This is a genomic window from Bacteroides sp. K03, assembly GCF_019734355.1.
GTDB lineage: Bacteria > Bacteroidota > Bacteroidia > Bacteroidales > Bacteroidaceae > Bacteroides > Bacteroides nordii.
Genome location: NZ_JAASHC010000006.1, coordinates 94,450 through 119,527, shown reverse-complemented (window position 1 = coordinate 119,527; position 25,078 = coordinate 94,450). Strand labels below are relative to the sequence as shown.

17 protein-coding genes are annotated in these 25,078 nt (G+C 42.2%); 14 read left to right on the top strand and 3 right to left on the bottom strand.

Going from position 1 to position 25,078, the window contains the following annotated elements; translation table 11 throughout:
• Positions 1 to 13 precede the first annotated feature (13 nt).
• From HCG69_RS06820 to HCG69_RS06760, 13 genes are all read left to right on the top strand, one after another.
• Positions 14 to 826, top strand: coding sequence for an SDR family oxidoreductase (locus HCG69_RS06820; RefSeq protein WP_002561482.1), 813 nt, complete (start codon positions 14 to 16; stop codon positions 824 to 826).
• Positions 827 to 983: 157 nt separating this feature from the next.
• A complete protein-coding gene (gene uxuA / locus HCG69_RS06815) occupies positions 984 to 2,153 on the top strand; it encodes a mannonate dehydratase (RefSeq protein WP_221649421.1) in 1,170 nt (389 codons plus the stop codon).
• A gap of 354 nt (positions 2,154 to 2,507) precedes the next feature.
• Complete coding sequence (locus HCG69_RS06810) at positions 2,508 to 3,392, top strand: AraC family transcriptional regulator (protein WP_002561484.1); 885 nt, start codon at positions 2,508 to 2,510, stop codon at positions 3,390 to 3,392.
• 162 nt (positions 3,393 to 3,554) lie between these two features.
• Complete coding sequence (locus HCG69_RS06805; RefSeq protein ID WP_007486685.1) at positions 3,555 to 4,112, top strand: glucose-6-phosphate isomerase family protein; 558 nt, start codon at positions 3,555 to 3,557, stop codon at positions 4,110 to 4,112.
• A gap of 6 nt (positions 4,113 to 4,118) precedes the next feature.
• Positions 4,119 to 5,081, top strand: a complete 963-nt coding sequence (locus HCG69_RS06800) for an ROK family protein (protein WP_221649420.1) — start codon at positions 4,119 to 4,121, stop codon at positions 5,079 to 5,081.
• Positions 5,065 to 6,840 carry a class I mannose-6-phosphate isomerase gene (locus tag HCG69_RS06795; protein ID WP_221649419.1) on the top strand — a complete coding sequence of 592 codons (1,776 nt, stop codon included), beginning with the start codon at positions 5,065 to 5,067 and terminating at the stop codon, positions 6,838 to 6,840. The genes HCG69_RS06800 and HCG69_RS06795 overlap by 17 nt, the downstream gene beginning before the upstream one ends.
• Before the next feature lie 13 nt (positions 6,841 to 6,853).
• Complete coding sequence (locus tag HCG69_RS06790; RefSeq protein ID WP_025867622.1) at positions 6,854 to 7,633, top strand: glucose-6-phosphate isomerase family protein; 780 nt, start codon at positions 6,854 to 6,856, stop codon at positions 7,631 to 7,633.
• 41 nt (positions 7,634 to 7,674) lie between these two features.
• Complete coding sequence (locus tag HCG69_RS06785) at positions 7,675 to 9,105, top strand: sugar porter family MFS transporter (RefSeq protein WP_221649418.1); 1,431 nt, start codon at positions 7,675 to 7,677, stop codon at positions 9,103 to 9,105.
• Positions 9,106 to 9,308: 203 nt separating this feature from the next.
• Entirely contained in the window at positions 9,309 to 12,428 is a 3,120-nt protein-coding gene (locus HCG69_RS06780) for a TonB-dependent receptor (protein ID WP_255585487.1), read from the top strand.
• Positions 12,429 to 12,440: 12 nt separating this feature from the next.
• Complete coding sequence (locus tag HCG69_RS06775; protein ID WP_221649416.1) at positions 12,441 to 13,973, top strand: RagB/SusD family nutrient uptake outer membrane protein; 1,533 nt, start codon at positions 12,441 to 12,443, stop codon at positions 13,971 to 13,973.
• Positions 13,974 to 13,990: 17 nt separating this feature from the next.
• Positions 13,991 to 17,179 (top strand): glycoside hydrolase family 66 protein, encoded by a 3,189-nt coding sequence (locus HCG69_RS06770; RefSeq protein ID WP_221649415.1) that lies wholly within the window; start codon positions 13,991 to 13,993, stop codon positions 17,177 to 17,179.
• A 53-nt stretch (positions 17,180 to 17,232) separates the two neighbouring features.
• Entirely contained in the window at positions 17,233 to 18,357 is a 1,125-nt protein-coding gene (locus tag HCG69_RS06765; protein WP_221649414.1) for a T9SS type A sorting domain-containing protein, read from the top strand.
• Positions 18,358 to 18,538: 181 nt separating this feature from the next.
• Positions 18,539 to 21,205, top strand: coding sequence for a carbohydrate-binding protein (locus tag HCG69_RS06760; protein WP_221649413.1), 2,667 nt, complete (start codon positions 18,539 to 18,541; stop codon positions 21,203 to 21,205).
• A 130-nt stretch (positions 21,206 to 21,335) separates the two neighbouring features.
• On the opposite strand, the gene HCG69_RS06755 is transcribed toward HCG69_RS06760, so the two are convergent.
• Positions 21,336 to 21,431 carry a smalltalk protein gene (locus HCG69_RS06755; protein WP_007486699.1) on the bottom strand — a complete coding sequence of 32 codons (96 nt, stop codon included), beginning with the start codon at positions 21,429 to 21,431 and terminating at the stop codon, positions 21,336 to 21,338.
• 204 nt (positions 21,432 to 21,635) lie between these two features.
• Positions 21,636 to 22,100, bottom strand: coding sequence for an HU family DNA-binding protein (locus tag HCG69_RS06750; protein WP_025867616.1), 465 nt, complete (start codon positions 22,098 to 22,100; stop codon positions 21,636 to 21,638).
• Between the two features lie 230 nt (positions 22,101 to 22,330).
• Between HCG69_RS06750 and HCG69_RS06745 the strand changes: the two genes are divergently transcribed.
• On the top strand, positions 22,331 to 22,567 hold the full coding sequence (locus tag HCG69_RS06745; RefSeq protein ID WP_221649412.1) for a DUF4248 domain-containing protein: 237 nt from the start codon (positions 22,331 to 22,333) through the stop codon (positions 22,565 to 22,567).
• Between the two features lie 263 nt (positions 22,568 to 22,830).
• Here the strand turns inward: HCG69_RS06745 and HCG69_RS06740 are convergent, their stop codons facing one another.
• Complete coding sequence (locus HCG69_RS06740; protein WP_221649411.1) at positions 22,831 to 25,056, bottom strand: VapE domain-containing protein; 2,226 nt, start codon at positions 25,054 to 25,056, stop codon at positions 22,831 to 22,833.
• Positions 25,057 to 25,078 lie beyond the last annotated feature (22 nt).

Here is a 25,078-nt window from a genome sequence, read left to right as displayed (position 1 = left end):
AAAACAGAGAATCATGAACGAATTATTTAGTGTAAAAGACAAAGTTGTTGTAATCACCGGTGGTGCCGGTATTTTAGGTAAAGGTATTGCCGCTTATCTGGCAAAAGAAGGTGCTAAGATTATAATTCTTGATCGTAGTGAAGAAGCTGGAAATGCACTTGTACAGAGCATTAAAGCCGATGGAGGGGATGCAATGTTCCTTTATACTGATGTGATGAATAAGGAAGTACTTGAAGGGAATAAAGCTGAAATTATGAAAGCTTACGGACGTATCGACGTATTGCTGAATGCTGCCGGAGGAAATATGCCGGGAGCTACCATTGCGCCGGATAAGACTTTCTTTGACCTTGAGATCGATGCTTTTAAAAAGGTGGTAGATCTGAACCTCTTCGGAACAGTTTTGCCTACGATGGTATTTGCCAGTATCATGGTTGATCAGAAGAAAGGTAGTATTGTAAACTTCTGTTCAGAATCGGCTCTTCGTCCGTTGACTCGCGTAGTAGGTTACGGAACGGCCAAAGCTGCTATCGCTAATTTTACTAAATATATGGCTGGTGAACTGGCTTTGAAATTTGGTGATGGTTTGCGCGTAAATGCAATTGCGCCGGGATTCTTCCTGACTGAACAGAATCGTACTCTGTTGACCAATCCCGATGGTTCTCTGACTGACCGTGCAAAGACTATCATTGCTCATACTCCGTTTGGCCGTTTTGGTGAACCGGAAGATTTGTACGGAACCATCCAGTATCTTATTAGTGATGCCTCCAAATTCGTAACCGGTACAGTAGCTGTTATTGATGGTGGCTTCGATGCTTTCTCAATTTAAATTAGAAGTTGGGAGTTAGTAGTTGGAAGTTGGAATGAGAGTAATCTCAATTGTAAATCGTAAATTGTCAAATCGTAAATAAATTAGTAGCTGGAAGTTGGAATGAGAGTAATCTCAATCGTAAATCGTAAATTGTCAAATCGTAAATAAAAATAGTATGTATTTATGTGAACAAACCTGGCGCTGGTATGGTCCTAATGACCCTGTGAGTCTGTGGGATATAAAGCAGGCTGGTGCCACCGGAATAGTGAATGCCCTTCATCACATCCCTAACGGAGAAGTGTGGACAGTAGAAGAAATCATGAAGCGCAAGCAGATGATTGAGGAAGTGGGTCTTACCTGGTCGGTAGTTGAAAGTGTACCTGTGCACGAACATATTAAGACCCAGACCGGTGATTACCTGAAATATATTGAGAATTATAAAGAAAGTATCCGTAATCTGGCCCAATGCGGTATTATGGTCGTTACTTACAACTTCATGCCTGTACTTGACTGGACACGTACTGATCTTGCCTATACAATGCCCGATGGTTCTAAAGCACTTCGTTTTGAAAAGGCAGCTTTTGTAGCTTTTGACCTGTTCATCCTTAAACGCCCCAATGCTGAAAAGGATTATACGGATGAAGAGATAGCCAAGGCAAAAGTACGTTTCGAACAGATGAATGAGGACGATAAGAAACTTCTCGTTCGTAATATGATTGCCGGACTTCCGGGTTCAGAAGAAAGTTTCACTGTTGAGCAATTCCAGGAAGCTCTTGACAGATACAATGATATTGATGCGGAGAAACTTCGTTCCAACCTTATCTTCTTCCTGAAAGAGATAGCTCCGGTTGCCGATGAAGTGGGAGTGAAGCTGGTGATTCATCCGGATGATCCTCCTTATCCTATTTTAGGTTTACCCCGTATCATGAGTACGGAGGAGGATTTTGTTAAACTGATAGAAGCGGTTCCTAACGAATCAAATGGTCTTTGTCTATGTACTGGCTCTTTCGGTGTGCGTGCCGATAATGATCTTGCCGGAATAATGGAGCGTCAGGGTGATCGAGTAAACTTTGTTCATCTGCGTAGTACACAACGTGATGCTGAAGGTAATTTCTATGAAGCCAATCACCTGGAAGGAGACGTAGATATGTACAATGTGATGAAGAACCTGTTGAAGTTGCAGCAACGTCGCCAGTGCTCTATTGCCATGCGTCCTGACCATGGCCATCAGATGATTGATGATCTGAAGAAAAAGACGAATCCTGGATATTCATGCCTGGGACGTCTCCGTGGTCTGGCAGAGTTACGTGGTCTTGAGTTGGGTATTGCAAAGTCTATCTTTTAGTACTTCTTACATAAGTATATATGCCAAATGATGCATTTGAAATATATACTTTAAATAATGAATGAGATGTGTCTTCTTTAACACATCTCATTCTTTTTTTTGTTTGCTAAAGACTGTATTTATGCATTTATCGTCTATATTTGCTCCATCTATAGTTTTGAATTAAATAATAAGTAGCATTTCAAATTTAGTTCATACTATGACAGCGTTTTATTGAAACGCAAATGATCGCAGATTAAATGGCTGCGCTATACTTGAGCGATGATATTTTTTGCGTGAATCTGCGAGTTTCTCTGCGTTTCAATAATAATATCATATAATTTAGAACGATTACTTAGCCAATTGTGTATTACTATGAAACCACTTTATCAAGAACTTCCGTTTTCTGTGGAGAATTACATTAATTTTTATCGGGAAGATTTACCTTACTTTATTGTTCCGTGGCATTATCATCCCGAAATAGAGATTATGTGTATAGAACAAGGTAGTGGAACTCGTTTTGTGGGTGATCATATTGAGAGTTATGAGGTTGGAGATGTTTGTATTATTGGTCCTCAGCTGCCTCATGAGTGGAGAAACAATAAAGAGTTTTTTGGAGAAGAAACCGGATTGCGATCTGTATGTTTGTGTGTTTACTTCCGTAAAGAGCTATTTGAAGGAGTGATGATCAACTTGCCGGAATTTATGCATATCCGGAGTTTGATAGAACGTTCCCGACGGGGCATAAAGTTCACAGGAACGGCACGTGAGCGTATTGCCGATTTTATCCGTAATACTTTTGATTCAAATGGGGTAGTGAGGGTTACCAACCTGATCACTCTATTGGAAATGATGGCTAATACGGATGAGTATGAGTTGCTTGCTAGTGTTGGTTTTACCCAGTCAGTCAATTCTTCCGATTTTGAACGTTTTAATAAGATATACCAATATCTGGTGAAAAACTTTAATCAGCCGATAAAACTTGAAGATGTAGCCGGTTTAGTAGGACTTACCCCTACTGCTTTCTGCCGTTATTTTAAAGAACGGACAAAGAAAACTTTTGTACAATATCTGAATGATATGCGTATCGGGCATGCCAAGCGGCTCTTGATAGAAGGTAAGATGAAAATCTCTACCGTGAGTATGGAAGTGGGATTTAATAATCTATCCAACTTCATTGAGCAATTCAAAAAGACAGTTAATATGTTGCCCACTGAGTACCAGAAACAGTATGGTGTAAAAAACAAAAAGGCTATTTAACGCGTACTCTGTATTCTGGAATATTATCAATTAAAATCTATATACCTATATTAATGATAAGATAACATAATTATCGGGGAAAATAGGAGACAGGACGCCTGTGTCTATCACCTACCTTTGTTCCCATCGAATTACATGTGGAATCTTAAAATATAGGTGATTATGGAAAATAAAAAAATTATCTTTCCTGAACTGTTCTTTACCGATAAGAATTTAGTTGGACGTGATGTTTGTAAAATTTCCCGGAATTTATCTGATTTAAAAGGCATCTTTGCCGATGTGGAAGCTTTTGAGAAAATGCCTCAGGACAAGCTTGCCTACGAAGTCAGTAGTTTTTTACCCGAAAAGGAAGGGACTCCGGGAGGATTGTATTTCGGTATTACTTATTTGTATCCGGGAAAAGTCGGCAATGAGTATATGATGACGAAAGGACATTATCATGCGAGTATCGACCGGGCAGAATTTTATTGGGGCTTAGAGGGAGAAGGAATGCTTATTCTCATGGACGAACAACGCAATGTATGGGCAGAGCGGGTGTTTCCCGGCAGTTTGCATTATATTCCGGGAGGAGTGGCCCACCGGATGGCAAATGTAGGAAGTTCTCTTTTTTCATTTGCAGCTTGTTGGCCTTCGGATGCGGGACACAATTATGCCGAAATTGCCGAGAAAGGATTTTCCGCAAGGCTGATTGAAGTAAATGGTATTCCTCATTTAATCTGATTTGCGATGTTTTGTATAGCAATAGATTTAGGAGGGACGATTATTAAAATCGGTTTGGTAAAAGGAGATGAGATACTTGAATTCAGTTCATTTCCTGCCATAACTGGTAGTCTGGATAGTAATCTCCCTGCTATGGGAGGAGTAATAAACAGACTGCTGAACAAATGGAAAGTGCCGAAAGAAGAGCTCTCAGGTATTGGTCTCGCATTTCCGGGTATGGTAAATCCGAAGGAAAAGAGAGTAACTTCTACCAATGATAAATACGATGATGCTTGTGACATAGATCTGCCTTCCTGGGTTGACAGGAATTGGGGAACCTCATTTATTATCGATAATGATGCTCGTCTGGCACTTGCCGGAGAATGGTACATGGGGGCCGGGAAAAATAGCCGGAATATGGTAATGATGACTATCGGGACAGGTATTGGTACCGGAGTTGTTTTAGATGGACGGATTATTAAAGGGACTCACTATCAGGCTGGTTCATTGGGAGGACACATCGTTGTGGATTATCGGGGACGACGTTGTACCTGTGGTAATATTGGTTGTGTAGAAGCAATGGCTTCTTCTTTCTTTCTGCCGGAAATAATTCGTACCCATCCCAAAATCAGCAGTGAATATAAAGCAAAAGCTTCTTCTTATGATTTTAAGACCTTGTTTGACCTGATGAGACGGGGAGAGCCGGAAGCTACTCTGTTGTGTAAAGATTGTATGGATGTATGGGCGGCAGCCATCATCAATTATATTCATGCTTATGATCCTGAAATCGTTGTGATTGGTGGTGGCATTATGCGTAGTGCGGATATCATACTACCTTATCTCAAAGAACGGATTAATCGTCTGGTGTGGGCTCCGGAAAATAAAGTGGAAATAACAACTTCTTTATTAGGAGATAATGCAGCCCTTTTGGGAATTTCATGTACGTTGTCAACAATAAAAAAAGAAAAATGCTATGAACAGATATTTTAATGATAAATCTAATTATGATAAATATCCGGTGGTAAATGTACCGGGTATGGAAGAAGAATGCCGGGTGGGTTGGGAAGCTATTTCCGATTGTTTGAATAAAGACTTGTCGCAAATAGATAAAAAAGTAAAGATCGTAGTTCTGGAATGTTATCAGGGAGTGTTGGATGATGAGGTAGTAACGGCTTTACAGTCCTTTTTTTCTTCTTCTCACTGGTTCTTTTCGCAGGATGCTATGTTGTCACCGGAAAGGATAAATGCTCTTTTAAAACAGGATATTACAGACGATGAAATATTCGGTTATATGACTCGTCAGACAATGGATTGTTATTTTGACGAAGAGAAGTTGAAAGATGTCCGTTCGGAGATTGCTGCCGTTACCGAAGGTATTGTTTTTGTCTATGGAGTTGGAGCTGCTTATGTACAGCCGACATCCGACTTATTGGTTTATGCCGATATGGCCCGTTGGGAAATACAGATGCGTTTCCGTCGTAATGAAGTATCCAACGTTGGTGTTGAAAACAAAGAGGAACGTGCTTCTTTACAGTATAAACGTGCTTTTTTTGTTGATTGGCGCATCTGTGACCGGTTTAAGAAGAAATTGATGAAGAGATGGGATTACGTGCTCGATACGAATATAGCTGGTACTCCTAAGATGGCGACAGCAAAGGCAGTATGGAACGGATTGGAAAAAGCATCCCGTACGCCGTTTCGGGTAGTTCCTTTTTTTGATCCGGGACCTTGGGGCGGACAATGGATGAAAGAGGTCTGTGACCTGGACCGCGATGTTCCTAATTTTGCCTGGTGCTTTGATTGTGTTCCTGAAGAAAACAGCCTTTATTTCAGTTTTGGAGACGTTCGTTTTGAAATACCGTCTATTGATCTTGTTTTTGCTTATCCGGCACGTTTGCTGGGCAATCCGGTATATGGACGTTTTGGCGATGAATTCCCTATCCGCTTTGACTTTCTTGATACGATGGGAGGGGGAAATCTGAGTTTACAGGTACATCCTCTGACACAATATATACAAGAGAAATTTGGTATGCACTACACACAAGATGAGAGTTACTATATGCTGGATACCGCAGAAGATGCTACTGTCTATCTGGGTGTGAAAGAAGGCATTGATCCGCAAGAGATGATTAATGCCCTTAATGAGGCACAGGAGAGCGGACATTTTGATGCGGAGAAATATGTGGGCAATTACTCTGTTAAGAAGCACGATCATTTGTTGATACCGGCAGGTACGATACATTGTTCCGGAACAAACGGGATGGTACTTGAAATTAGTGCAACCCCTTATATTTTTACTTTCAAACTCTGGGATTGGGGACGTTTAGGATTGGATGGTCGTCCACGTCCTATCAATATAAAGCATGGTCAGGAAGTTATTCAGTGGAACCGTACAGAATCCTGGGTTAAAAAAGAAATATTCAATCGGATAGAACGAATCGCTGAAGGGGAAGGCTGGAAAGAAGAGCGAACCGGTTTGCATGAGAATGAGTTTATTGAAACCCGCCGGCATTGGTTTACGGTTCCTGTTTTGCATCGGACAGATGGTAGTGTGAATGTGCTTAATCTGGTGGAAGGAAGAGAAGCTATTGTAGAAAGTCCGACAGGAAAATTTGAGCCTTTTGTGGTTCATTATGCTGAGACTTTTATAGTTCCCGAATCTGTGAAGGAGTATACGATCCGTCCTTACGGAGAATCTGAAGGAAAGCAATGTGCTACTATTAAAGCTTTTGTCAAACATAATCCTTAATCTGCTTTTTGATATGATTTTTAATCCGGGTTTTAATATAGAACCTACAACGAACCCCATGGGGTTCGTTTATGGGGCCGATGTTTTTGGTCCTCAGGTAGAGAATCGTTTGTTGAAAGACATTCGCAAAAGTTTATCCGATCCTGATTGTGAGGGTCCGGAAGTAGTGTATGCCATTGCTATGGATGTTGGTAAAAAGATCCATGCAGAGTTATTGAAAGAGAGACATCTTCTTTATGGAGTAGTGACCTATGCAGCCGGAAAATTAGGCAAAGAACCGATACGTAGCCAGGGGCACATTCATTGGGTTTCAAAGTTCAGTCATTGGTCTACTCCGGAAGTTTATGAGATATGGTCGGGTGAAGCTATTATTTATATGCAGGAGTTTGCAGAAGACAATCCCGGACGTTGCTTTGCCGTTTATGCCCATCCCGGTGATGTTGTGATTGTACCTCCATACTGGGCACATGCCACTATTAGTGCCAATCCGGATAAACCATTGACATTCGGTGCCTGGTGTGATCGTGATTATGGTTTTGAATATGATGGAGTCCGTAAGCATAAAGGCATCGCCTGGTTTCCCGTTTTCAACGATAAAAATGAGATAGAGTGGCAGGCAAATCCATTGTATGATAAGTCGGAACTGATATGTAAATCTCCTGCCGGTTATTCAGAGCTGGGTATTGTAAAAGGCGAAGCAATCTATACAACTTTTGAAAAGAACCCGGATACATTTTTATATGTTCCCCGTCCGGAACTGAAAAAAGAAGTATGGGAGAATTATGAACCTTAATAAAGCAGAGAAACATTAATAAACAACCCAATTTAACTACCATGAAAACAGAGTATAATAGTAAGCTTATTTATGTCATAGCAGTAGTTGCTGCTACAGGTGGACTGTTGTTTGGATTTGATACCGGAGTGATATCAGGAGCCATTCCTTTTTTCCAGAAAGATTTTGGAATCGATAATAGTATGATTGAAATAATTACGGCTTCCGGATTGTGTGGTGCTATTTTAGGAGCACTCTTTTGTGGAAAGATTACAGATACGCTCGGACGTAAAAAAGTAATATTGGTATCCGCTGTCATTTTTGCCATTGGCGCTTTATGGTCCGGATTTGCTCCCGATGTTTATCATCTGATTGCTTCACGTTTATTTTTGGGTGTAGCTATCGGAGTTTCTTCTTTTGCCGTACCTCTTTATATTGCAGAAATCTCTCCTGCAAAAAAACGGGGAGCTTTGGTTTCGATGTTTCAATTGATGGTTACGATAGGAGTATTGGTTTCTTATCTTTCCGATTTATTTTTTGCCGATGAAAGTCAGATAGATTGTTGGCGGCCGATGTTTTACGTCGGGGTTATCCCGGCTATTGTTTTGTTTGTAGGTATGCTATATATGCCCGAAACTCCGCGATGGCTGATGAGTCGTGGAAGAGAATCGGAAGGATTGGCCGTTCTGTCACGTATCGAGAGTCCGGAATCGAGAGACGAGGCATTTGAAGCAATTAAGAGAGAAGTAGTCAAAAGTCGCGAGGAGAAAGCCGGGTATCGTGAATTGTTTAAACCCTGGTTACGCAACGCTGTGATCATTTGTATTGGCATTATGTTTTTTCAACAGTTTGTGGGAATTAATACAGTCATCTATTATAGCCCTAAAATATTTCTTATGGCTGGGTTTGACGGTACGGTTTCTGCTATCTGGGCTTCTGTGGGAGTGAGAGCCGTCAATCTGCTTTTTACCATCGTTTCTGTATATTTTGTAGATCGGTTGGGAAGGCGCAAACTTTTTTTCACTGGTCTGACAGGAATCACGGTTTCTCTGATTTTATTAGGTATTTGTTTCGCTTTCTCCGCTTCGTTAGGCGATGCGGGTAAATGGTTGTCCGTCACATTGGTCTTTTTCTATGTGGCTTTTTTCGCTATCAGCATTGGTCCGTTGGGGTGGCTTATCATTTCCGAAGTATTTCCTCAGAAACTCAGAGGGCTGGGTTCCTCCATCGGTTCTTTGTCCGTATGGTTTTTTAATAGTATTGTATCTTTTACTTTTTTCAAAATTGTGCATGCTTTCACTATCAGTGGCACCGAGATATATGTGGAAGGTGAGAATCTGGGAAATCCGGCCGGTGCATTCTGGTTTTATGCAGTAGTGGCTTTAGCAGCTTTGATATGGGGATACTTCTATGTTCCGGAAACCAAAGGAATCTCTTTGGAAAAGATCGAGGAGTATTGGCGCAAAGGTGGCAAACCACGCTTTCTGAAATAGAAAAACCGAACGAAATATTGGAATAATACCAATAAACAGACCTTGAAATGATTATTATGGTAAGATATCATAATTATCAGCTAAAATGGCGAAAAGAAGGTATGTTGCTTATCCGTACTTTTACATTCGTCATTCGATGCTAACCAAAACTCTTTTATTGATCGGGATATAAATAGACTATAATAAATGAAAACACAATGAATATGAAAACAGAGTATCTATGTAAGAGTCGTATAAAGCATATTTTGCTTATAGGGACTGCAATGTTTCTTATTTCTCCCATTACCCTTTATGCCGGTGTTACAGTAGACCTGAATACTAATACTGAAACCGGAATCATGAATGTGGCACAGCAACAACAGACTGTAAAAGGTATTGTAAAAGGACCGGACGGATTGCCCGTTATTGCTGCCAATATCTCCCAGAAGGGAACTAATAATGCTACCATTACCGATTTGTATGGTAACTTTACACTGAATATTACAGGACAACACCCTGTTCTGGTTATTTCGTATATAGGATATGTCACTACGGAAGTAAATGTGTCAGGAAGGGCTTTTATTGAAGTAGTGTTACAGGAAGATGTCGAAGCATTGGATGAGGTAGTGGTAGTAGGATACGGAACCATGCGTAAGAAAGACGTTACGGGAGCCGTATCTTCAGTCCGGACAGAGGATATTACTAAGAATGCTACTTCTAATGTGATGCAAGCCATTGCAGGAAAGATGTCGGGGGTACAGGTTGTACAAAATTCCGGAACTCCGGGAGGTGATGTCTCTATTCTTATACGTGGAGTTGGTACCATAAATGATGCATCTCCTTTGTATGTTATCGATGGGGTACCTGTCAGTGGCGGTATGTGGTATCTGAATCCTAATGATGTAGAATCTATCGATGTTTTGAAAGATGCTTCGGCTACGGCTATTTACGGTTCCCGGGGAGCCAACGGCGTAGTGATGGTTACTACTAAACAAGCACAGGAAGGGCATACGGAAATTAATTTTGATTATAGTTACGGCATACAACATACGGCAAAAACATATGATATGCTGAATGCATCACAATATGCCGCTTTACATAACGAAATGCGTACTAATGCCGGACCTGAATATTCTTTAAACCCGGCTTTCTCCGATCCGGAATCGTTAGGAACGGGTACCGACTGGATGGATGCCATTTTCCGTACTGCACCCATGCAAAAGGTGAATCTTTCCATGTTAGGTGGAAATCAGAAGATAAGCCATGCTACCTCATTGGGCTATTATACGCAGGATGGTATTATGAAGAACTCGTCTTATAATCGTTTGAGTCTGCAATCGAATATATCCTCTAAAATTGTATCGAATGTAACGGTAAGAGCAAACGTAAACCTGAGTGCGGAGAATCGTCGTACTCAACCGGTCAGCACAGTTATTCAAAATGCAATGCGTATTTTGCCTTCTATTCCAATTCAGGATGAAAATGGTGAATATGCCGGTCCTACCGGTAATGCAGAATGGAATGGAAATGCACTAAATCCGGTGGCTATTATCAATGAGCAAAATTATCGGATGAAAGGATTCCGTATGTTATCCAATATTTCTCTTGAGTGGGAAATTGTAAAAGGACTGAAGTTCAAAACCACAGGTGGAGCTGAGTTAGGGTATGATTATAATAATTCGTATATTCCTAAGTACAAATGGGGAATGAATGAATCGAAGAATACCATGCAAACTGTTTCTTCTGCTTATGAACAGTTGTATTTGTGGGATAATACTTTGAACTATGATAAGTCTTTCGGGAAACACCGGATAAATGCCATGGCAGGTACTTCTTATCAGGAATATAAAAAAGAGAGTGTATCTGCCTCTGGTTCCGGGCGTGCCAGCGAACTGACTACGGAACTGGATAATGCAACTAAAGCAACCGATGTAGGAGGTAATTCATTACGCTGGGCGTTGATGTCGTACATGGCACGTTTACATTATTCGTATGATGACCGTTATTTAGTGACAGCAACTTTCCGGGCAGACGGTTCGTCGAAATTCGGTAAAGATAATCGCTTTGGTTACTTTCCCTCCTTTGCTGCCGCATGGAATATAGGCAACGAATCTTTTATGCAATCTGTGAAGCCCATCTCTCAACTGAAACTCAGAGCCGGTTACGGACAGACAGGTAATCAGAATATCGGTGCTTATACTTTTGCCGATAAGCTGAGCGTGAACGGAGTTTACAATTTTGGTTCTCAACGTGGTTTCGAATCAAATCTGGTAAATTTGATATATCCTTATCTTTTATCCAACCCGTCAGTAAAATGGGAAGCTGTAGAACAGTATAATGTGGGTGTTGACATTGGTTTCTTAAAGAACCGTATTGTTGCAAATCTTGATTTTTACGTGAAAAACACACGTGATATGTTAACTAAAAAACCGGTTCCCCAAACAAGTGGTACTTCCTTGGAACAGGCAGATTGGCCACCGGTAAATATAGGTAAGGTACTGAATCGGGGTTTTGAATTTACCATCAATACAAAGAACTTTGTAGGAGAGTTTAAGTGGGAGACCAATCTTAATATGAGCTTCAACCATAATGAAGTTGTCTCTATTGGCGGTCCTGAAATTATGAACGGTGTAAGCCTTATTCGGGAAGGACAACCTATAAACTCTTTCTATGGCTACAAACTGGGAGGAGTATACCAGACACTTGATGAAGTGTTCACCGGGCCTGTAATGGAAAATCGTGCAGCGGACAAAGCATCTCACAACCCTTATAAAAACACTTCTCCCGGTGATATGTGGTTTGTTGATGTGGACGGAAATGGTGAAATTAATGATTTGGACCGTACGGTTATCGGTAATCCGTCTCCGGATTGTATTTTTGGTTTCAATAACACGTTCAGTTATAAAAATTTTGATTTGAGTATTTTCTTTCAGGGTGCTTTGGGCAATCAGGTTTGGAATGGTGTGAGAGCCAGCCATGAGAGTATGAACAGTACCTATAACCAACTGGCATCTACTTTAGAGAGATGGACGGGTGAGGGAACCAGCAGTTCTATGCCACGTGCCATATATGCCGACCCGAATAATAACTCACGTGCTTCTACCCGTTGGCTGGAAAATGGTTCTTATGCAAAGCTCAAAAATCTGACATTCGGTTATACGCTTCCGGAAAACTGGACAAACAGGGCAAAAGTAAAAGCGTTACGCCTTTATGTTAGTTTCGATAATCTCTGTACTATAACCAACTATTCAGGATTGGATCCGGAAGTCGGATTAAGTGGACTGGACTATGGAGTTTATCCTTCCGCCCGTACCTATATGTTTGGTGTATCCGTTAAATTCTAATATGATAAAGCCATGAAAAAGTATATTTATATATTCGCCTTTTTAGGACTGTCACTCTGTAGTCAGAGTTGTATGGATAAGCTGGAAATATTACCCAGTGACCAGATTATTACCGATAATTTCTTCGAGAAAGGGACGGCAGAAGAAATAGAAAGTGGAGTCAACTCCATGTACCAGCGTCTGCAAAGTTCGTATATGTACAATCTCCGTATGTGGACACTGGATATTGTGGCTGGAGAGGGTAGTGTAGGCAATGAAGCGGGAGGCAATGGGTTGGAAACTACCCAACTTGCCAATTTTATAACTACCAGTGATAACTCTGGTGCAAAAGAATTATGGCGGGGCCCTTGGGCAGGCATCAGTCGTACGAACTGGATTTTGAATAACATAGATGATGCTGTCCATGTAAGTCCGGATAAGATTACTCAATATAAGGGAGAAGCACATTTCCTTCGTGCTCTGTATTATTTCAATCTGGTACGTTTGTTTGGAGATGTTCCGCTGATTAAGACTCAGCAGACAGCAGGAGACGACTTACAGGTTCATCGTACACCCAAAGAAGAGGTTTATGAACTGATTATACAGGATTTGAAAGATGCTTCTACCATGCTGCCTGTGCAATATGAACAATCTTCCGACATTGGTCGTGCTACCAAAGGTGCTTCTTTAGGATTATTGGCAAAGGTTTATCTTACGCTGAAAAGATATGATGATACCATTCAGGCCATCGAAGAATTGAATGCTTTGAATGTGTATTCATTAAACAGAAGGTACGATTGGAACTTTGATTATTTGCGTGAGAATGGCCCCGAAAGCTTGTTTGAGGTACAGTACGAAAAAGATATAACTACCTATTCCGAATTTGACATACTTGGACAGGGAGCTTGGCACAATGACTATATGGCTCCTTTGGCTCCGGTAGCCATTGGTGGCAGATGGGGAAACTTTGGCTGGTTTGCCGTTTATCCGGAATTTGTGAATTCATATGAAGCCGGAGATTTGCGTAAGGTAGTATCTGTCTGGTGTCAGGGCGACCAGTATAAAGGATGGGCCTATAATCCTTCGGTTTCTCAAACCGGACATAATGTGAAGAAATTCTTGTGTGAAGATATTGGGCAGGACCGTGCAATGGATAGTCCTTTGAACTTTCCCATATTGCGTTATGCGGATGTGTTGCTGATGTATGCCGAAGCTTTGAATGAAACCGGGCATACCGAAGAGGCATGTGCTCCTGCTGCTTCTTATGAAGAAGGAGGTCCGTTGAATCGTGTTCGTGTCAGGGCGGGATTACCCAATGTTACTACCGAAGACCAGGCAGAGTTGCGTGAAATCATTCGTCACGAGCGTCGTATGGAATTGGCTTTTGAAGGTGGTCACCGTTGGTTCGATTTGATTCGTTATGATGAAAACGGAGAGTATGCAAAGAATTTCTTTCATAGTATAGGCAAAACCAATTTCACTACTCCCAAACATCTGTTATTGCCTGTTCCAATGGATGATATTGATGCTAACCCCAATTTGAGACCGAATAATCCCGGATATTAATTTAAATCAGAAAAAGTATGAAAAAGAAATTTCTATTGTTAGTTGCCTTTGGGGCTCTGGCTTCCTGGATGAATGCACACGACGATTTGATTTACAGGACACAATCGGGATGGAGTTATGATATCGGCAATCAGTCTCATATTACTCAAACGGTGGATGCTGCTTTTATAGGGGGAGCTTGTGTGGGCGATTATAATGGCGATGGGTTGGTGGATATTTGTGAGGTAGAGATTAGCGGTGAAAATATAAAATGGGTATGGAAAATAAATGATGGTAAAAAAGATTGGATAACAAGCCCTTCGGTAAGTTTTGGTATCAGTGCTACCGATAAGTACGTGACTGGTGACTTTAATGGTGATGGAAAGACTGATATTGCCGTTATGCGTTCCGGAGCCGGAGGACTGGCCACCTGGTATATCGACTTTTCCCCTTGTGAGGGGAATGTCGATGCCAGAGGTCAATTCGGATTACCCGGAGATATCCCTTTATCGGGTGATTTTAACGGTGATGGGGTAGATGATCTTGCTGTTTATCGTCCTTCTACGGGAACCTGGTATGTTGCGTTCTCTTCTTTGACCGGTTATCCTGAATTCGATATGCCTTTGGCTATTAACGGAGTAGTGTTCGGTACGACAGAAGATATTCCTTTTACCGGTGATTTTAATGGCGACGGCTATACCGATATGGCTCTTTATCGTCCTTCTACCGGACAGGTTCTTATTAATTATTGGTCGGCAGACAAGCCTCGTTATGAACATTATGCCGATTCAAAAGGGTATGGTACTGTCGATGGTACTGTAATGGTACCGCTAACGGGTGTTCTTGCTGTCATGTCTGCTGATATGGATAATTCGCGTCCTGCGGCTTTGCCTTTGGCTACCTTTGAAGAAACGGGCCGGGAGGTGAATCTCCGTCACGGGTGGACCTGTATTTTTGATAATTCCTTGAATGTGGATAAATGGGCTCATAATCTGGAAGCTGTAGGAATTAATACATTGGAGTATCATCCCTGGATGAGAGCTCACGAAGAGATTGCTCCTCAAACGGAAACGTGGAACACCTATGTAGGAGACGATCGCCTTTGGACAAGCAAAGAGACAATGAAAAAGAAAATAGAGAAATTCCGCAGTATCGGAGGACGTTCTGTTTGCTATACCGGTATATATGCCGCCACTCCGGCTTTCGCTCATAATTATCCCGATTGGGCTATGCGGAATGTAGCTGACCGCAGTTTCATTACTTATGGCAACTCTTATCTTTACTTGATGTCTACCAACGAATCAGTCGATGCCTCCTATACAATAGGAGGGGAGACTTTTAAAAATTTCAATGATTATTTTGTATCTCAGGCTGTAAAGGCGCAGAAGGAGTATAACTGGGACGGATATCGTTGGGATTGGTATGGACTACCTGAGAACTATGTTTGTGACGGAACTTCTGCAGCTTGCAACTTTTCATCCGAAATGGCTCCATTGGTTAATCGTTTGGATTTGGCAGTGAAAGAGGTACGTGCAGATGTCACTACTACGGCTTTGCAACTGCCTTCTACAAGTGGAAATATTCCCCATTATACTACGGGAGCCGTAGCCAACCATCAGTTTATGGAGCTTTGGCCTTTTGGTACGGGAACCAAATATACAGACCTCTACCGTGATGTTTATGAAGCAAAATCACGTTATCCGGATAAGCCTGTATTTGCCAATTTTTATCCGCCTGCTGAGATGAATTTAACGACTGGCTGGCCCAAACAGAATATCGATTATCAATTTGCTACCTGCCTTTCTGCCGGTGGTTATCCGGCTGCACAGGTCGTAGACGGAGTGGCAAGCTTTACAGATCCCGTACCTTTCCATGCTGTAAATTATCCGGTGGAAGTACTCGAACGGATAGCCAGCTGGAATAAGTTTACAGAAGCTTACGGAGCCTATCTGTATTATTCCAATCATGCCTATGTGATTGCCGATTATAATTATTCGGATTTATCATTGAGTAATGCCACCGGTATCTATGCCAAGTTAAAGAGACGCTGGGACAAACGAACTCGCCGGATGGATGCTCTGATTGTCGATTTGGTAAATTATGGTTCTACAGTAGATTTACGCTGGGATGCAGTTAATGCAGTCCCTCAGACAAAAACAGTAGAGGTATCTTTTACACTGCCGGACAATGTGACTCCGACAGACCTTTACTGCATTACTTTGGAAGAAAGCCGGAAAGTGGATTATACCCTGGAAGGTACTAAAATACGGGTGTCACTTCCTTCATTGGATACATTTGCCACCTTGGTACTGAATCTGAATAATACGGTTGGAATACCGCAGGAACCCGGAAAAGAGGCTGCTACATTTGATCTGTTTCCTTTCCAATACGATGCCAAAGGAGAAACCCTACGCTCCGGAAAAGTCAGTGCTATTACAGTTCTTGATGATCAGGAACCTCTCATCGTATCCAATGATTATAACGGTAATGTATCTCATGCCGATGGGATAACGGATGCATTTACAGGTGAGAGAGCATTGCAGGTAACTCCGGGAATGATTCGTTTCACCACCACTTCGGATGGTGCCATACGTGTACCTATTGATCAATTCAACCGCTTTAAAATAGCGATTCGTTCTCACAACACCACGGCTTGTTGGTTTGGTTTCCGTCTGATAAAACCGTCTGCCAGTTCTCCTGTATGGGAAACGAAAGACATATTCTATCGGGTAGGATATTCTCAACCGGGATTGGCTTACCTTACATTGACACCCGTAAAGCCCAAAGATGGTGAATGGGTGGAATATGAAAGGAATATCCAGCAAGACCTCATCGGATTGTGGGGAGAAGACTGGGCGGACGCTATCGTAATATCTGTTTTCATGGGACCGGTAGACAGGAATAGTGCCGACTATGATAATTTGATTTTCATGTCTGACGGGTATACAGGAATTGATTCTCTTAAAAAAAAAGAGGAAATAGAAATCTGTTTTACTGACGAAGGTTCTCTGATGATTGTATCTGGTGGAATGCAACAGGAACATCTTTACGAAATCCGGTTAATGGATATGGGAGGCCGTATCTGTTACGAAGACAGACTCCGGTTTAATAACGGAATACTCTCTTGCAGCATTCCTCCATTGCCGAAGGGTGCTTATCTGCTGACTATTAATGATACTGAAGAGAAGAGTCTTAACTCTTTATATTCTTCAGTTGTATTTCGGTAAAGTTTTAAATAAATGTCGATGAATTACTATTGTATAATTTAAATTTAATGGTTATGAAAAAGTTAATACTTGCAACTCTGGCCTGTTTGATGGCTGTTTTTATGTATGCTCAAAAATCCGATGGTATCGTGTATTGGTCTTACGGGGCAGGTTATCAGTTCGATTTCGATTTGGATGGAAAGATTGACCTTACGGTTCCTACGCAGACTAAAGATTTGCAGATATCCGAAGTCTTTGTATATGATGCCAACGGTGACGGTTATTTTGATTTATGCGAGGTAGACCGTTCCTGTTCGGTAGACCAGCTTATTCATTGGAGATTCTATTATAACGATGGAAATAATAATTTTATTGATCCGCAGGATGTTGTGTATGGAATGGCAGTAGGCGATAAAGCACTCTCGGCAGATTTCAACGGTGACGGTGTGGGTGATGTTGCTATTCGCCGTGACAATGAGTACGGACTTTGGTGGCTTATGCATTTTATAGCAATGGCTCCGGATGTAAATCTTGCTTTTGGTATTACGGAAAGCGATTATTTGTTGGCTGGAGATATGAATAATGATGGACAGGCAGATGTTGTTTTATATGATAAAGGAAATTGGCTATGCTCTTTTACTCCTTCTGCTACAGAATATAAAACTCCGGATTTTGCAAATCAGGATATTGCGAATATGCAGTTTGGAACTAAAAATGACATTCCTTTATTGTTGGATTTTAATGGTGACGGATATGATGATATGGCAATCTGTTCGGTGAACGACGAAGAAGTAAATGTTAACCTTCGTAATCCGGCTACTAAGCCTGAGAATAACGGGTATAGTAAAAGTGGTCGTGGTTCTTTTGATGAAACCTTTTTTATGCCTGCCGGGATTAAGCCGACCTGTGTACGTGGTGTAAAACTTGGTAAGGGAAGTGGGACAGGCGTAAGTACGCAAAAGCAGGAAGAAGCTGTATCTGTTTATCCTGTAATCGTTGAAAAAGATGCTTCGTTTGCCGTAAAGACGAATTCTGATAATAATCGGATCTCTGTTTATAACGTGACCGGACAACTGGTTAGAACGATTGTTGCAGGTCATACCACAGACATACAAGTGGATGGTTGGAGCAGTGGACATTATTTCGTTCGTGTAGAATGCGGAAATAATGTGGTTACTAAAAAATTGATTATAAAATAATTCCTTTAAGTACTGTATCCTCATTAAATGAACGTTTTATTAAAACGCAAATGATCGCAGATTTTCGCAAATTAGAAGGTTTGCTGTACTTGAGGGACGATATTTTTTGCGTGAATTTGCGATAATCTGCGTTTCAATGATAGGTTGTCATAGTATGAATTAAATTTGAAGTACTACTTATATGAAATTACATTTATGTTTTAGTCTGATTGTATTATTGTCTTTGGTTTCCTGTCGTACTGATAGAGTCTATTCCGAGTGGAGTTTACAGAATCGTGATACCGGAGAGTACTTAGGCGAGAAAGAGGGAACTTTTTGTTTCGCTGCCGAGCCCTCAGGAGATGATTTCCTTTGGATTATTGAAAGTACCTCCGGAGAAGAGTTTCTGATCAAGAATAAGAAAAGCGGGAAATACCTGCAGTTTGACGGAGAAGAGGTTGTGTGCGTAACTTCTGATGGTAAGGGACAAGAAAACCTGAAATGGAAATATGGTGGCTTTGATTTCTTGACTCAGAAGAACTGCGGTTGGTATACACTTGAGAACAAGGCTACTTCACGGGATTTACATCTGATGCGTCGGGGAGATGGAATCGCAATGGGAGCTTCCGATCGTGTAAAAGACTTTAAATCACATTGGAATATTGTACGTGAAAAAGGTACAGACCTTTCTTTTATGATAACTCCGGAGGAAGTGATTGATGCTTCTTTCCTTGGGACAAGAGAAGCTGTTGCTATTTCTGATACGGAAATAGAGTCGAATTATCATGGAGAAAATCGTTGGAAGTTACAAAAAGACATTTCTACATTTCCTCGGTTTACAGCTGAAAACAACCGTATGTTGGTAGCCCTTTATAATATGGCCCTGGAAGAGATGCAGCTTGATATCCGCACGGACAGTACGTTTATGGCAGGCGCTTTATGGCCCGATACATGGACACGTGATGCTGTGTACAGTATATATTTCTCTTATGCCTGGATACTGCCGGAGGTTTCACGTAAGACATTAGAAAAACAGACTTTACAAAATCCGAAAGAAGCACTTCAGGATACAGGTAGCGGCGGATCCTGGCCTATTTCTACCGATCGTGTCGTGTGGGCAATGGCCGCCTGGGAATATTATTTGTACACAGGTGATAAGAGCTGGTTGGAATCTGTATATGACGGTCTGAAATACACGGCGTTGAAAGACATCCACGTGGCATTTGATGCCAATGTTGGCTTGTTTAAAGGTGAAACCTGTTCGATGGACTGGCGTACACATACCTATCCCAACTGGTTTATAAATTCTGTGATTGCTGATTCTTTTTCCAGTGGAACTAATGCATTACATAAATTCTTTTATCAATTTCTTGGAACTGCAGGGCGTATTATTCAGAAACCGGCAGAAGAGATTGCTATGTGGGAGAAATATTCCGGTCTTTTGAAGGAGAATATAAATAAGCACTTTTGGGATGAAAAACAAGGATGCTATACTTGCTATCTTTATCCGGAATACCTGGGTTACAGGCCGACTCAAAGAGTAGGGGTGATGTCCAATGGTCTGGCAGCTGTATTGGATATAGCGACTACCGGGCAGAGTATACAAATGGTAGAGAACTTTCCGCTTTATCCTTATGGAGCTGCCGTACTATATCCGAGCATTCCGGATGACTTTTCTTATCACAACAAGAGTGTATGGCCGGTCTGGGAAACCCCTTATATGTATGCCGCCCGTGATGTAAAAAATACGAAAGTTGTGGAACATATGATAAAATCATTGGTCCGTGCCGGTGCATTATTTTTGACTCACAAAGAGAATATGACTTATGATACGGGTTATGATTGCGGTACGGCATTGAATTCTTCCCGTCAGTTGTGGTCGGTGGCATCTTATATCAGTATGGTTTACCGTGTATTGTTTGGCATGACCATGGAAGAAGAAGGGATTACTTTTACTCCGGTAGTACCCGATCTTGTGGCCGGTAAAATTTCATTGGAGAACTTCCGTTATCGGGATGCAGTACTGAATATCAATATTACCGGAAAAGGGAATACAGTCAAAAAAATTACAGTGAACGGACAAGACCAAAAATTACCTTATGTGTTGCCTGCTACGGCACAAGGAGACTATACAATTGATATTGTGATGACAGCAACACACGCAAGTGATAAAATGAATCTGGTTCAGCCGGGACCTCGTGAGGATTGGTCACCGATAGAACCTGTACTGGAACAAAAAGGACAGATTATTAACTGTCCGGTAGAATCCGGCTTGCGTTATTTCTTGTGTGGCACAAAGATAGAAGATAAAGAAATAACGTTCCCATATGATCTTAGCCGGGAACCTGCTGGTTTTTATTCTGTGTATTCGGTGGACAAACGGGGTTTTAAGTCCGACTGTTCCAATCCGGTGATTAAAACTGACTGGCGGGAAGTTTTTGAAGCGGAAGATGCTGTATCGAAGGGAACGTTCAGTAATGTTCATCCCGGCTATTCCGGGAAGGGATTTGTAGTGGACTTATATACTAAACCGGCAGATGTGGCCTTTACAATTGATGTTCCTGCTGATGGTGATTATGCTCTTGTCCTTTCCGGCGCTAACGGGCACGGTCCGGATGGAACCTACTGCACCATCCGTTCTGTCTTTGTCGATAATGTTGATTCCGGGACATTTATTCTGGAAGCTACAGGTGATTGGAACAAATGGACGAGGTCAAATTATATATTGAAAAATTTGAAAGCCGGACGTCATGTGGTCAGTTTGCGACTCAATCCGGAAGGAAAAGGATTTGATTCTAATATGTCTCATGGCAGGGAAGATGCCAATGATTGCAATCTGGATTATCTGGAGATAAGTCGGATACAGTGATATTGTAATCTATAAAGAGGAATATTTGAACAAGAACTAAACAAAAATGAAGGCTGTACAGTATCTTCTACTGTCCAGCCTTCAATTTAAAACGATCTGCGAACCTGTCGCATTTTCATGCCTTCCGAACTTATACGTTCATCGCATTTGCCCCTAACGCCCCTAACACAGCCGAAGCTACTGCTATCACAATTTTTAGGATTTTATCCCAGATTGATTTCTTCATACTTATTTAATTGAAAATTGAAAGTTGAAAATTGAAAATGAGAAGAACTTAATTAATTGAAAATTGAAAGTTGAAAGTTGAAAATTGGCTGCGCAGTGTAGTTACATTATACCTGCTTTCTTAATTTTCTAAGCACTCTTTTCTTAATTGATCATTGCTTTTACACTGCATAGCCATTTTCAATTTTCAACTTTCAATTTTCCATTAAACTGAAGGGTCTTCTCCCTCTCCTTCGCCCCCTTCTTCCTCTTTCTTCTTCAGCAAGGCTTCCAGGTCATAGAAGTCTATTTTTTCTCCGGCGCGTGTGGTTGTAATATCCGGTCGGATGCTGGTTGAAGGTCGGAAATTTATTTTCACCGCTTTGATGTTCTTGGCGGTGCACTCTTTTACATCTTCCGTCCCTAAGGTCCGTGCTGAGAGGCTGAACACGCCGAAGTTCTTGATATTGACTGACTGTCCGCTGTACAACACTTCCCTCATCGCCTCTACGAAGTTGGTCAACACACTCTGTATGTCTCCTAATGTAAGCGAACTCTTCTCTTTCATTTTGAACGCTACTGCGTCCAGATCCGCATTGGGTCCCGTGGTCACCAATTGCGGGTAGAACTTCTCCACCGCATCCGCCTTTCTCGGGTCTTTTCTTGCAATCTTTTTAAAAGGTACTCCCATGATTTTTTAGTTTTAAAATTTGATTTACCGGTAGGAAACAGCGCTTCTTTTCCTTTCCGATGTGACAAAGATAACCTCTTCCATAAGAGTGGGTGAACGTACTTTTTTGTAGATTATTCTGTATTGTAAACACTTTGATTCATAGTCGTTTATATTGTGTTATAGCTTGCTGATGTCCGTAATATTTGTTATATTTGAAGAACAAAAAACAACCATAAAAACATACTGTAATGAATGAAAATGAAGAAGAAACGAAGTTTATCGTCAAGTCCTACCTCAAAGCCGACCTTGCCCATCTGTATCACCCCAACCTGCCCATTCCCTATGCCATGTGTAAGCTCCGTGGCTGGATCCGTAAGAACAAAGAACTCCATAGCCTCCTTTATCAGGGTGGGGAAGGGAAGAACGACCACTCCTATACCCGCCGTCAGGTCAGCCTGATCGTCCGCTACCTCGATGCCCCCTGATAAAATATTTGTAAATAAAACGCCCTAATATGTCATGCCCCGTGACAATATATCCCATGCTACGTTAGAATATACGTTACGGGGCATGATATGTATACTTATCTAATTGAAACGCAGATTAACACAGATTTTCGCAAAGAAAAACAGGTATAAGATAAAGAATAACAGGATTTTAATCTGCGATCATTCGCGTTAATCTGCGTTTTATCCGGATAATAAAAACTCAGTGAAACTCCGTGTTACTCTGTGGTGAATCCCCTTCCTCAAAACGGCAGCTCCTCCTGTCTCTCCCCCTTTCCTTCTCCCTTCTCCATTCTCCCTTTTCCCTTCTCTTCAACTCTCCTGCTGTTCGCACTCACCTGATCGGGTGTGAACTCTATCACCGCGTATTCCGTTATTCCGCTTTCGTTCATTCTTTTAGGGAATCCGTCCCTCTCCAACACCTGTACCAGTACCTGCTGTGTCTGCCTGTTCGCTTGTATGCGTCCGTACAAACTGATGGTTCCCATCAGTGCTGCCGCCGGCCTCCATTTCACCTCAATGTCCGTGGGGGTAGCCGCCCGGTAATAGACGTACAGATTCTCCTCCACCGGCTCCTTCATGCGGTGCTGTTCGTTCCGTTTATTCAGTCCTGTAATCTCATCTCCCTCGTACCAGTACCGGTATCCGTTCTGCAAGAGATATATTGCCTGTGCATATACCCCTTCGTAGTCTACCGGTGTGTGGAAATCAATCTCCGTGAGTACGGATAGCAGAAACCTGCGGTTTCCTCCCATGTCCTGCATGCACTGCCGGTTGTTGGTGCTGGCAATGAACGATGCCCTGCGGGTGTACCGTTCCGCCTGTACGTCGTACACCTTCCGCTCCGTCACGCTCTCCTGTGTGATGATCCGTTTCAATGCCGCTATGTCTCCCTGTTTCGCCCCTTCAAACTCCTCCATGTTGATGAGCAGCCGGTTGGACAGCAGTAACAGGTCATCCTTGTTTCCCGGGTCTATCATCCCGTTGCGGTAATATTCTGCGAGTTCGGGTGGTAGCAACTTCCTGATCCAGGTGCTCTTTCCTTTTCCCTGTTCGCTGTATAGAATGAGCACATACTGGTTCACCGCCTCCTCCTTCAGTGCGCACGCCACCATACCCACGATCCATCTTCTCAGGCTCTCCTTCCAGAAGTCCGTGTCCTTTGTTTTCACCGTATCCGCTAACTGTCCGATGTAGTCCGTAGTCCTGTCCCAGGGTTTCAGTCCGTAGAAATAACTCTCGAACGGGTTGAAGTTCTTCGCGTAATTCGAGTCTATCACCGCTTTGAGATAGTTCTGGAAACAGGATATGCCCGCCATTTGGAGGTTTACGAATATCGAGTTGTAGTCCTTGTTTCTCAGTGGTCGGTATTTTCCTTTCATCCCGGACGCATGCTCCTCAAAGTCGATGAACTCCAACCGTTCCAATATCGTATTTCTGCGTATGTCATAATGTGCCTCCAGATATTCCAGTACCTGGGTGATGACCGGTTTCTTATCCTCCTTTTTCTTTTCCGCCTCTTCGGTCTTGTTCGTATAGAGGTATGCGTTGTGTATGGGGGTGGCTATATCTATTTCTGCCTCTGCGAAATCCTGCCGTACCAGCTGCTGTACGCTTTTCTCGCTCAATCCCTTCTTGTAGCATCGGTTGCCTAAGGTGTAGAGGAAGGTGTTTCTGTTTCCCGGTTCGAACTTCTCCGAGCGGCGGGTGGTTTGTAATGCCTTTCTGTACTCTAACTTCTCCCAGGGTTCTACCGTGCCCGCTTCTCCCTCTTCAGAAGCCTGCCCTTTACTCTTTTCCTTTTTCCTTCCGGGCTTTTTCTCCTTCTTTTCCGGAGGAATAATGCTCGTTTCCACCGTCTCTATCTTTTCCATCAGCTCTGTGTTCAGATAAGCCTGCGTATCGAACGATGTGAAGAAGCCCCGTCCGATGTCCTTCCCGCTTTTGTCCACAGGTATTCCCAACCACATTTCAATGTGCTCCTGACATGCCTTGTACATCTGTGCGTGGTAATATTCCAACTGCTCGTATGTGATCTCCCGGGTTGAGAATGCCGCTTTTCTCATTTTGCAGGCCCATGCCGATTGCAGGTATACAAATACCTTGAATCCATGTCGTTTGGGAGTGAGAAAATCCGCCAGTACGTCCGGATCACTTTCAATGCGTTCGCGTAGGGGGCCTATCTGCTCGTCTTTCAGTTTGTCTATATCGATGGTGATCACCGGATTGTAGTTTTTGATGCTGTACGCTAACCTCTCCTGGTGGTAATTGGCCGTCAGTGTGAGGTAGGGTAGCTGCTTCTTTGTCCGGTCCGCTTTCTCCGTCTCACCTTGCTGCACAAGCTTTTCTATCCGTTGTACGATTGCCAGGTTTTTCCCTTCCCGTATCTCTTTTATCACTTGCGTGAGGGTGGTTTCTCCCGTCACGGTGCTGTAACCGTTGTAGGTGGTGATTGTGATGTCTTTCATGGTATTCGTTTTTTTAAGCTGT